7 protein-coding genes, 1 tRNA gene and 1 CRISPR repeat array (1 of these 9 running past the window's edge) are annotated in these 10,467 nt (G+C 65.7%); of the genes, 4 read left to right on the plus strand and 4 right to left on the minus strand.

Annotation, left to right across the window (positions count from 1 at the left end; translation table 11 throughout):
- A CRISPR array of direct repeats spans nt 1–1,594; the repeat unit is 36 nt; unit sequence AGGATAGCCGCTCAGAGATCGCGGTCCAGCGGCAAC; it begins 159 nt to the left of the window's first position.
- 133 nt (nt 1,595–1,727) lie between these two features.
- From FHS98_RS15785 to FHS98_RS15795, 3 genes are all read right to left on the minus strand, one after another.
- Nucleotides 1,728–3,518 carry a chloride channel protein gene (locus FHS98_RS15785; RefSeq protein WP_243848053.1) on the minus strand — a complete coding sequence of 597 codons (1,791 nt, stop codon included), beginning with the start codon at nt 3,516–3,518 and terminating at the stop codon, nt 1,728–1,730.
- 319 nt (nt 3,519–3,837) lie between these two features.
- Nucleotides 3,838–4,395 carry a G/U mismatch-specific DNA glycosylase gene (gene mug / locus FHS98_RS15790; protein WP_167107291.1) on the minus strand — a complete coding sequence of 186 codons (558 nt, stop codon included), beginning with the start codon at nt 4,393–4,395 and terminating at the stop codon, nt 3,838–3,840.
- Entirely contained in the window at nt 4,392–5,012 is a 621-nt protein-coding gene (locus FHS98_RS15795; RefSeq protein ID WP_167107293.1) for a TetR/AcrR family transcriptional regulator, read from the minus strand. Before FHS98_RS15795 ends, mug begins: the two co-directional genes overlap by 4 nt.
- 169 nt (nt 5,013–5,181) lie before the next feature.
- Between FHS98_RS15795 and FHS98_RS15800 the strand changes: the two genes are divergently transcribed.
- The 4 genes from FHS98_RS15800 (at nt 5,182) to FHS98_RS15815 (ending at nt 10,257) form a co-directional block, all read left to right on the plus strand.
- Nucleotides 5,182–6,273, plus strand: a complete 1,092-nt coding sequence (locus FHS98_RS15800; RefSeq protein WP_167107295.1) for an HlyD family secretion protein — start codon at nt 5,182–5,184, stop codon at nt 6,271–6,273.
- Nucleotides 6,274–6,278: 5 nt separating this feature from the next.
- Nucleotides 6,279–7,766, plus strand: coding sequence for an MFS transporter (locus FHS98_RS15805; protein WP_167107297.1), 1,488 nt, complete (start codon nt 6,279–6,281; stop codon nt 7,764–7,766).
- A 19-nt stretch (nt 7,767–7,785) separates the two neighbouring features.
- On the plus strand, nt 7,786–9,237 hold the full coding sequence (locus FHS98_RS15810) for an efflux transporter outer membrane subunit (protein WP_167107299.1): 1,452 nt from the start codon (nt 7,786–7,788) through the stop codon (nt 9,235–9,237).
- Nucleotides 9,238–9,315: 78 nt separating this feature from the next.
- Nucleotides 9,316–10,257, plus strand: a complete 942-nt coding sequence (locus tag FHS98_RS15815; protein ID WP_167107301.1) for an aldo/keto reductase — start codon at nt 9,316–9,318, stop codon at nt 10,255–10,257.
- A gap of 115 nt (nt 10,258–10,372) precedes the next feature.
- Here the strand turns inward: FHS98_RS15815 and FHS98_RS15820 are convergent.
- Nucleotides 10,373–10,449: transfer RNA gene (locus tag FHS98_RS15820), tRNA-Met, on the minus strand.
- Nucleotides 10,450–10,467 lie beyond the last annotated feature (18 nt).

Here is a 10,467-nt window from a genome sequence, read left to right on the forward strand (position 1 = left end):
AGCGGCAACTGGTTGGCATTTACTGCATCACGAAGGCATGAGGATAGCCGCTCAGAGATCGCGGTCCAGCGGCAACATTGCCGGCATAGGCGTAATAATAGGCGTCAGGATAGCCGCTCAGAGATCGCGGTCCAGCGGCAACACATCATTGGCGGCCGTCACCTTGGGCGCGAGGATAGCCGCTCAGAGATCGCGGTCCAGCGGCAACTGTTTTCGCCGCCGCCATCGTTGCCGCCCTAGGATAGCCGCTCAGAGATCGCGGTCCAGCGGCAACGCCCGGTCGGTTCTCTGCGCTCCGGGCAATAGGATAGCCGCTCAGAGATCGCGATCCAGCGGCAACTGCGTGCTTCGACAGCCCGACCATCGTGGTAGGATAGCCGCTCAGAGATCGCGGTCCAGCGGCAACGCGGCGGCGCAGGGGCCGGTGCTCCAAGCGAGGATAGCCGCTCAGAGATCGCGGTCCAGCGGCAACCCATCGCATCGGTCACCAACGCCGTGGGTGAGGATAGCCGCTCAGAGATCGCGGTCCAGCGGCAACTAGAATGTGCGGGCCTGCAAATTTTGGGTGAGGATAGCCGCTCAGAGATCGCGGTCCAGCGGCAACTCAGGTGGAACGCGGGCGATCTTTGTAGCAAGGATAGCCGCTCAGAGATCGCGGTCCAGCGGCAACTCTACAAGGATCTCTTCCTGCTGACGCTCAAGGATAGCCGCTCAGAGATCGCGGTCCAGCGGCAACATCCCCACGACGATGCCGTTCGTCCTGTTCAGGATAGCCGCTCAGAGATCGCGGTCCAGCGGCAACATAGACCTTGTGATGGCCGCGTGCGAGTGCAGGATAGCCGCTCAGAGATCGCGGTCCAGCGGCAACCTGCCCGTCCACATGGGCAGCTACGTCGTCAGGATAGCCGCTCAGAGATCGCGGTCCAGCGGCAACTATCGACAACGCCCGTAACAACGGAATCCAAGGATAGCCGCTCAGAGATCGCGGTCCAGCGGCAACTTACGGAAGCGTTCGCCGACTACCGCAACAAGGATAGCCGCTCAGAGATCGCGGTCCAGCGGCAACTCGCGACGCGCGAACGCCATGCAACGCCGGAGGATAGCCGCTCAGAGATCGCGGTCCAGCGGCAACCCGATGATGGTCAGGGCGACGGCGGCAAGGAGGATAGCCGCTCAGAGATCGCGGTCCAGCGGCAACACACGAACACGCTCCCACGCCGCATCGTCGAGGATAGCCGCTCAGAGATCGCGGTCCAGCGGCAACAGCTGCGCGACACGGGCGGAAAGCTGGCGTAGGATAGCCGCTCAGAGATCGCGGTCCAGCGGCAACTTATGGCTGCAGGTCACAAGGAGTATTGCTAGGATAGCCGCTCAGAGATCGCGGTCCAGCGGCAACAGATCGCCGGTCGCCGAGGCCACGCCCCGAAGGATAGCCGCTCAGAGATCGCGGTCCAGCGGCAACGCGCAAGTGCATTGCTCCATGGCCACGGCGAGGATAGCCGCTCAGAGATCGCGGTCCAGCGGCAACCCTGCGGCGCTGGCGTGATGATCCGCCCCGAGGATAGCCGGTCAGAGATCGCGGTCCAGCGGCAACGCGATGATGCTCGCTCCAAGCCCCACCGAGCGTGAGCAGACGGAACTCGGAAGCCCAATTCAGATACAGACAAGAATGATGGCCGAGGCGCAGAACGTACCCCTCCCCGACGAATGCCCGGATTGCCGCCGATCTATTCCTTGGTCGTCTTCCGATATCGATTGATCGCGGCCCCGAGGAAGGCGGTACGATCGCGATCCTCCCCACGAACCTTCTGCCGCGCGCGCATCAGGTCTTTCCAGCCGACATAGCCGACCAGCGTGCCCCTGTCGGGCTCCACCACCGGCAGATGCGCGGCATTCGCCTTCACCAGCTTTTCCGCGAGGCTCTCAAGATATTCGTTCGGATCGGCGACGATGATATGCATTCCGGCAAGCAACGCGCCCAGGCTCGTGTCACGATGCTTGCCCGCCCGACGCCAGCCCATCACCGAAGGCGGATCGACGATGCCGAGCACATGCCCCTCCGCATCGACAACCGGGAAGCTCGGATGACGCCGTTCGGGCGCCGTCAGAAAACTCACCGCCTCCCGCAGCGTCATCGCCGCCGACACCGTCTGCACATCGCGTGTCATGACTTCGCTGACGCGCGTCAGCGCGAAGGGATCGACACGATATTCACGAACGATGTGGTGGCCGCGCCGGGCGATCTTCTCGGTCAGGATCGAACGCTTCATCAGCAGCACTGTGACGAGATGCGCGGTCGCGCAGGCAGCGATGAGCGGCAACAGCACGTTCGAATTGCCGGTCAGTTCGACCGAGAAGAAGGTGGCGGTGAGCGGCGCGCGCATCGTGCCGCCCATCGTCGCGGCCATGGCCAGCAGCGCCCAGAAACCGGGGTCTGCCGCCGGAAGCCAGCCGCTCAATGCGGCGCCCATCGCCCCGCCCATGATGAGCAGCGGTGCGAGGATGCCGCCTGACGTCCCCGAACCGAGCGCAACCGCCCAGATGATCGCCTTCACGATCAGCAGCAGGAGCGCGATCTTGAGAATCGCGCCGCCGGCAAGCACCCGCGCGATATTGTCGTAACCGACGCCGAGCGCATGGGGATCGATCAGGCCGCCGATGCCGACGACGAGGCCGCCGATCATCGGCCACCACATCCAGTGGATCGGCAGCTTCAGGAAACCGTCCTCGCAGGCATAGACGAGTTGCGTCAGCCCGACCGACAGCAGCCCGCCGGCGACGCCGATGAACACCCAGCCCGCGAGCCCCACCGCGCTGATCGCCGCCACGCCGTGAAACGGAAACAGCGGCGAGGGCATGTGGAGAGCGGTGCGACCGATCTCGGCGATGATCGCGGCGACCGCGACCGGCACGAAACTGCGCGGCGTCCATTCGAACAGCAGCAACTCGACCGCGAGCATGATCGCCGCGATCGGCGTGCCGAACACCGTCGTCATGCCCGCCGCGGCGCCAGCAACGAGCAATGTCTTCCGTTCGTTGTCGGTGACGGGGAGCGCCTGCGCGATCAGCGAGCCGATCGATCCGCCGGTCATGATGATCGGGCCTTCGGCACCGAACGGACCGCCGGTGCCGATCGAAATCGCCGAGGAAATAGGCTTCAGGATCGCGACCTTGATGTCGAGCTGCGAGCGGCCGAGCATGATCGCCTCGATCGCCTCGGGAATACCGTGTCCGCGGATCTTGTCGCTGCCGTAGCGCGCCATGAGCCCGACGATCAACGAACCGACGACCGGCACGAGCACGGACGACAGCCCAAGCTGGTGATCCCCAAGGTTGAGATTGGCGAAGCTGAACGTGCCGAGATAAGCGAGGTTGGTACACAGGCGGATGAGCCCGAGCAGCGCGATGCCGCCGAACAACGCCGCCACGGCAACGACCACTGCGATCAATGCGATCAGGAGGACTCTGGGCTCGGTGGTGAAGTCGCCCAGCCGGCGGTCAATACGGTCGTTGCTCAAATTTTTCGCTTCCAGACAACAGAGGGACGGCCTTCCGGGCAAGGCTACCCATATTTCTATCGCACTACGATACAAAAAATCGAGTGTCCTGGATAATGCGACCAGAGGCATCCATCTCAGGGGGAAGGAATGGTGCCGGTATCCATCGGCGGCGGAATGGGCACGTCCGAAAACATCCTCCTTGTCCAGGATGCCTCCGAAACGTGCCCCGGCTCCGCATAGGCGGAGCCCGCCTTCCTCAAGCCGCCCTCCGACGGTCCCGACCGAGGGAGACGGTCAGGATCGCCATCCGGCAGGCGTTCCTTGAGCGCAGACGCATTCACCCCGGAGATGGCGTGATGCTCTGCCCGAAGGCCTCCTTCTGGAGCTCATGATAGGCACCGACCAGCCGGCCGAGACTGAACGCTCGGTTCCGCCCGCTGGGGTTGGGAAGAACCCAGACGCCGGACGTCCCGATGCCGGCAGACTGTCGGCCCCAGCGAATATCCCGGCGCCCGCTCAGCGCTGAAAAGGATGCCTTGCCGAGAAACGCGACGAAACGCGGCGCGTATCGGCCGACCTTGTGCTCGAACGCAGCCGCCGCCTCCAGGAAATCCGCGCTGGAAAGCTGATCGGCCCGCGCCGTGGCGCGCTCGACGACCGTCGTCAGCCCGCAGCCATGTTGGAGGAAACCGCGATCCATCTCGGGGGTCAGTTCCCGCGCGGTGAAACCCGCGAGATGCATGACCCGCCAGAACCGATTGCCTCGCCCGGCGAAGTGATGGCCAGTGGCCGCCGCCATCAGGCCGGGATTGATCCCGCAGAACAGCACGCCGAGCCCCTCGGCGATGACGTCGGGAAGCCCAGCGCCCTCCCCCGATGCGGGATGCGCAGTCATCCGCAGATCACGGCCACCGCCTTGCGGGCGATGTCCCGAAGCTCCTCCCGATCGGCGCCCGCCCTGGCGCGCAGGGCGATGGTCTGCATCGTCGCCGTCGCCATCATGGCCAGCGTTTCGGGATCGGCGCCGACCTTCAACTCGCCCGCCTCGCGGGCCGCACGGAGCCGCGCTTCGAACCCGGCATCGAGCCTTCGGAAGCCTGCCGCCACGATGCGCTGGATCTCGGCATCCTCGGCGGCTTCGGTGATGGCCGTGCCGACCACGAAACAGCCACGCGGCCGCGCGCCATCCACGAAATAGATCGACAGGGCCGCCTCATAGGCGCGCATCAGCGCCTCCTTCAGAGTGCCGCCGCTGAGCGCCTCGCCCAGGGTGACGAATTTCTGGTCCCAATATTCGCCCAGCGCCTTGAGATAGAGCGCGTGCTTGTCCCCGAACGCCGCGCGCAGGCTCGGCCGGTTCATGCCCGTCGCGGCGGAAATATCGTCGAGCGACGTGCCGGAATAGCCGGTCTTCCAGAAGGCTTCCGTCGCCCGCTGGAGGGCGACCTCGGGATCATAGGCGCGTGGCCGGCCGCGCCCCCTTGCCTCGCTCTCTTTTGAATTTTGTTCCATTTCGCATAAAATCCTTGACGCACGTCTCCGTCAGGCATATTTGTCCATCATCGAACAAAATTCAAGCCGGCTGAAAACGGCGACCCGACCTCCCGGTTTTCGCGGGTTCATGGCGGCCGGAACTGTTGGGTGGCGTCAGCGTGCTTCCCACCAAATGACGGATCGGACGATGCAAGACCAGATTGACGAAGCGACGGAAAGCGCGAGCCCCAACCCGCCGAAGCGGACGCTCGGCCAGAGGCTGCGCCTTCCCCTGATGATCGCGGTTCCGGTACTGGCCCTGATGGGCGCCGCGGCGGGATATTGGGCGGACAAGCCCTATGTCTCGACGAACGACGCCTTCGTCCGGGCGACGAAGGGCTCCATCAACGCGCGGGTTTCCGGCCAGGTGGTGGAAATCGCGGTGAAGGACAACCAGATCGTCCGCAGAGGCCAGCTTCTGTTCCGTATCGACCCCGAGCCCTATGAGATCGCGGTCGAGCAGGCCGAGGCCAAGCTCGCCAGCACCCGCCTCCAGATCGGGGGGCTGAAGGCCACCTATCGCCAGCAGCTCGCCGATCTTCAATCGGCCCGGGTGTCGGCCCAGTTCGACGGGCAGGAATTCGATCGCAAGAAGAACCTGCTCGCCTCCGACTTCACCTCGCGATCGGCCTATGAGCAATCGGAAACCGCATATAAGGTCTCGCAGCAGCACATCGCCTCGGCCGGGGAGCAGGTGGCCAACACCGTGGCCGCGCTCGCCGGGAACCCCAATATCGCGGTCGATCGACACCCGACGGTCCGCGAGGCGCAGGCGGAGCTCGATCGCGCCCGGCTGAACCTGTCCTACACCCGTGTCCTCGCCCCGGACGATGGGATCGTGACCAAGGTGGACGACCTCCAACTCGGCGATTTCGTCAACAGCGGCGCGGCCGTCTTCTCGATGATGTCGACGCATCGCATCTGGGTGGAGGCGAATTTCCGGGAGACCGGCCTCACCCACATGCGCCCCGGCCAGCCCGCGACGATCATGGTCGATGCCTATCCGGGGCATGGCTTCCCCGCCCATGTCGCCAGCATGAGCCCCGGCACCGGATCGGAATTCGCGGTGCTGCCGCCCGAGAACGCCACCGGCAACTGGGTGAAGGTGGTCCAGCGCCTGCCCGTCCGCCTGGAGTTCGACGCGCTCGATCCGCAGCGGCCGCTTTATTCGGGCATCAGCGTCACCGTCCGTATCGATACCCGCGCACGCCCCTCCCGGGCGACGCCAGAGGCGCGGTGAGCGCGATGCCTGCCCTGAGCGCCCCGGCTGAGGGCCGCCCCCTGCTGTCGGGCGCGGCGCTGCTCGCGATCTACATGCAGGCGGTGAACATCTCGCTGCCCAACGCGGCGGTGCTGCACATCCAGGGCAGCCTGTCGATGACCGACGACGAGATCGGCTGGGTCTTCTCCTCCTACATCATGGCGAGCGCCATGGTGATGCCGATGACCCGCTGGCTGGCGGGCGCATTCGGGCGCAAGACGGTAATGCTCACGTCGCTGGCGCTCTTCGCCCTAGGCCTCATCCTCGATACGCAGGCGACGACGGCGTTGCAGTTCGTCTTCGCGCGCATCTTCCAGGGGGCGGCGAGCGGCCCGCTTGCGCCGCTCGCGATGGCCATCCTGCTGGAAGGCGTGCCGCCCGAGCGCCAGCCCCGGCGCGGCCTCCTCTCCACCGTGATCGGGCTCGCGGGCATGTTGAGCGGCCCCGCGATCGGCGGGATCATCAGCGAATATCATGACTGGCGGCTGATCTTCGTGTTCGGCCTGCCGCTCACCGGCCTCATCTTCCTGACGATGGCGCTGTATCTGATCGAGCAGAAGCCCCGGCAGAACCCGCCTTTCGATTTCTTCGGCCTCGCGACGCTCGCGCTGGGCATGATCGGGCTGCAAATGCTGCTCGATCGCGGGGAGCGCATGGAATGGTTCGCGTCGACCGAAAGCTGCATCGAAGCGGCCGCCGCTGCGCTCGGTTTCTATCTCTTCCTCGTCCATGTGCTGACCGCGGAGCGGCACTTCCTCAACAAGGCGCTGTTCCGCGATCGCAATTTCGCCTTCTCGACGGTGATGTTCTTCGCGCTCGGCTTCGTGCTGCTGCCGACGCTCGCGCTCACCTCGCCGATGCTGGAGGAACTGCTCGGCTATCCCGCCGACACCACCGGCTACATGACCCTTCCGCGCGGAGCCGCGCTGATCGGCGCGCTCGCCATCACCGCCACGGCCCCCAAATGGATCGACAGCCGGCTGCTGGTCGTCACCGGCATCGGGCTCACCGCTTTGGGCAACTGGGTGATGCTCGGCTATTCGCCGCTGATGGACTGGCGCTATGTGCTGGTCGCCGGCACAATCCAGGGCGCCGGCCTCGGCATCCTGATGGCCGCGCTGAGCAAGACGGCGTTCAGCACGCTCGCCCCCGGGCTTCGCCCCGAGGGCACTGCGCTCTTCACCCTCGCCCGCCTCTACGGCAGCACCATCGGCATCGCGATCGTGCAGGTGCTTTTCTACAATCACACGCAGATGATGCATCTGGCGCTGGCCAAGAACCTGACGCCGCATCATGCGACCGGCCCGGCCGCCGGCCTTTTCGCCGGCGCCGGCCTTCCCATGCTCAACGAGTTGCTGACCGGACAGGCGGCGATCATCGCGCTCATCAACCAGTTCAAGCTGATGATGATCGTGATCCTCGCCGTCAGCCCCCTTGCGTTGCTTCTCCGCAAATCGCGGCCGCTCAACTGAACCTCGCGGAGCCGACATCATGATTTCGAAACGCTTCCTCCTCTCGCGCCGGATGGCCCGGACGGTCCTTGCGGGTGCGTCGCTCTCCCTCCTGTCGGCCTGCATGGTCGGGCCGGACTTCCAGAAGCCCGTGCCGCTCGGATCGCTGCATTATGATCGGCAGGCCGAGCAGCAACTCGCCACGGGGCAGAACGCCGACGCCCCGCGTATCCGTCTCGCGCAGGGGATCGAGGGCGACTGGTGGTCGACCCTTCAGTCCGCAAAGCTCGATCAGGTGATGCGCAAGGCGATCGACGGCAATCTCGACCTCACCGCCGCCGACGCCACGATCGCCCAGGCGAACGAGGCTGTCGCCGCCGCGCGGGGCACGCTCCGCCCACAGGTCGATTTCGGCGCCAGCGGCGGCCGGCAGGGCGCGGGCGGATCGGCCTCCAACATCTATTCGGTGGGGCCGAGCGTCAGCTTCGATTTCGACATCTTCGGCGGCAAGAAACGCGCCGTCGAGGAACGCGGCGCGCTCGCGGACCTTCAGAGGCACCGCTACGACGCCGCCTATCTCACGCTGACCGGCGATGTCGCCAGTCAGGCGCTCCGGCTGGCGTCGGCGCGCGCGCAGATCGACGCGGTCGAGACGCTGCTCGAACAGGATCGCCGGACGCTCGCGCTCGTCCAGACGGGGCACAGGTTCGGGAGCGCCACGCAGGTGGATGTCGCGCTGGCGCAGACACAGCTCGCGCAGGACCAGACGCTGCTCCCGCCGCTCGCACAGCAACGCGACGTCGCGCGCCACGCCTTGTCCGTGCTCGCCAGCAAGGGGCCGGCCGATTGGATGCCGCCGGATTTCGGCATGGCGGATTTCGCGCTGCCTTCCACGCTCCCGGTCAGCCTGCCGTCCGAGGTCGCGCATGATCGCCCCGACATCCTCGCGGCGGAGGCCCAGCTCCACGCCGCCAGCGCCGCCATCGGTGTCGCGACCGCCGATCTCTATCCGCGTCTCCAGCTTTCCGCCTCGCTGGCCACGGCCGGGCCGGGCATCGGCACGCTCTGGAGCATCGCCGGAGGCCTGGCCGCGCCGATCTTCCATGGCGGCACGCTCAAGGCCAACCAGCGTGGTTCCGTCGATGGCTACAAGGCCTCGCTGGCCGATTATCGGCAGACGGTGGTGCGATCGCTCGGTCAGGTGGCCGACGTGCTTCAGGCGATCAACCACGACGCCGAGGAATATGCCGCGCAGGAGCGCGCGCTGGCCGCCGCCGACGCCAGTCTGAAGCTCAATCAGGCCGGCTATCGCGCCGGCGAGATCGATGTCCTGAAGGTTCTCGACGCCCAGCGCGCCTATCAGCGCGCGCTGCTCGGGCAGATCCAGGCGAGGACGGCGCAATATCTCGACGCGGTTCAGCTTTCCGTCGCGCTCGGCGGCAATGCCTCCGGCGCCTTCGCAAGAAGAACCACCGCGAACGAGACACGATGAGTCATTTCGGCACGGGCCGGCCGCGGCCGGTCCGGCGTTAACCCCCGCGGCGGATGTCCGCACCACAGGAGCATGACCATGTCCCCCTCCGAGGAATTGCAGCAGACACGGATCCCGTTGAACACCGGCGCCGAGATGATGCCCGCCATCGGGTTCGGAACGCTGATCCCCGATCCGGCCAAGGCGAAGCAGGCGGTCAAGACGGCCTTGAAGGTCGGCTATCGCCAGTTCGATACGGCCGAACTCTACCGCAACGAGACCATCGTCGGAGAAGCGCTGAGCGAATCCTTCGACGAAGGCGTGCTGCGACGCGAGGAGCTGTTCCTGGTCGCCAAGCTATGGAACAACAACCACCGGCCCGAACGCCTGCGACGCGCTTTCGAGGCGAGCCTGCAACGGCTTCGGGTCGATTATGTCGACGCCTATCTGATCCATACCCCCTTCGCCTTCCCACCGACCGACGAACAGCATCCCAAGGACGAGAATAACCAACCCGTCTACGACGATGGCATCACGCTGGAGGAGACGTGGCGCGCGATGGAAGCGCTCGTCGATGAAGGCAGAGTCGGCGTCATCGGCCTCTCCGACATCAAGCTGGATCGGCTGAAGCAGATCGTCGCGACGGCGCGGATCAAGCCCTCGATCGTGCAGATCGAAGCCCACCCCTATCTGCCCGAGTGGGAGATGCTGGAATTCTGCAAGGAGCATGGCATCGTGCTTCAGGCCTTCGCGGCGCTGGGCCATGCGATGGAGCCGCGCCTGCTGGACGATCCCGTGATCGTCGCGATCGCCGCCCGCCTTGGCAAGACGCCGGCGCAGGTGGCCCTCGCATGGGCGGTGCAGCGCGGCACGGCCTTTCTGACCACGTCGGTCACTCCGCAGCGCATCGCCGAGAATTTCGACATTTCCCCGCTCCCGACAGAAGCCATGACGGAGATGCGCGAGCGACTGGCCAGGATTGTCCGCTACAATCAGGTGGTCGAAACGGGCGTGCCCGGCTTCGTGCCCCCTCCCAGATAACGGAGTGCGCTTTTCGGTAGGAGCATTTACTCGGGCGCGGTGCGGGGAGGCTGGCCACGTTTGCCCTGAACGACGAGAGCCCCCATCGCGGGGGCGTTGGGGGCTGTTGAGGTGTTGGTTGCGGGGACAGGATTTGAACCTGTGACCTTCAGGTTATGAGCCTGACGAGCTACCGGGCTGCTCCACCCCGCGTCACCATGGTTGCCGTAT

This window comes from Sphingomonas oligoaromativorans, from assembly GCF_011762195.1.
Lineage (GTDB): Bacteria > Pseudomonadota > Alphaproteobacteria > Sphingomonadales > Sphingomonadaceae > Solisphingomonas > Solisphingomonas oligoaromativorans.

Bases quoted from the DNA above. Each gene is read 5' to 3' on its own strand.
- FHS98_RS15800 (WP_167107295.1), top strand. From the start codon at position 5,182: ATGCAAGACCAGATTGACGAAGCGACGGAAAGCGCGAGCCCCAACCCG.
- FHS98_RS15810 (WP_167107299.1), top strand. From the start codon at position 7,786: ATGATTTCGAAACGCTTCCTCCTCTCGCGCCGGATGGCCCGGACGGTC.
- FHS98_RS15805 (WP_167107297.1), top strand. From the start codon at position 6,279: ATGCCTGCCCTGAGCGCCCCGGCTGAGGGCCGCCCCCTGCTGTCGGGC.
- FHS98_RS15815 (WP_167107301.1), top strand. From the start codon at position 9,316: ATGTCCCCCTCCGAGGAATTGCAGCAGACACGGATCCCGTTGAACACC.
- mug (WP_167107291.1), bottom strand. From the start codon at position 4,395: ATGACTGCGCATCCCGCATCGGGGGAGGGCGCTGGGCTTCCCGACGTC.
- FHS98_RS15795 (WP_167107293.1), bottom strand. From the start codon at position 5,012: ATGGAACAAAATTCAAAAGAGAGCGAGGCAAGGGGGCGCGGCCGGCCA.